This is a genomic window from Pantoea sp. SIMBA_079, assembly GCF_046940275.1.
Lineage (GTDB): Bacteria > Pseudomonadota > Gammaproteobacteria > Enterobacterales > Enterobacteriaceae > Pantoea > Pantoea borealis.
The window spans coordinates 1-229 of the sequence record NZ_JAWRYR010001025.1; the positions used below are offsets into that span (position 1 = coordinate 1).

A 229-nucleotide genomic window follows, 5' to 3' on the forward strand; every position below is an offset into this window, starting at 1 on the left:
GGTCGTCGTCGCGCGTGCTGCGGTCGCCGACCTGGCGTCGATCGGTGCCGAGTTCGGCGGTCAAGCGGTTGAGGCCGGCGGCCGAATCGCGACGCGGGAAGTCGCCGTCGTCCATGCCCAGCAGGCAGATCGCGCGGAACGGCAGCAGGCGCATCGGCACCATGCGACCGACGCTGACGCCGCCGGTCAGCAGCGGCGCGCGCGTGTCGGCTTCACCGAGCACTGCGGC

Annotated in this window: 1 protein-coding gene; it reads right to left on the bottom strand. The window is 73.4% G+C overall.

The window, feature by feature from the left end:
- A partial coding sequence (locus SB719_RS23015) for a hypothetical protein (RefSeq protein ID WP_412160169.1) occupies positions 1 to 229 on the bottom strand: 229 nt, incomplete at both ends.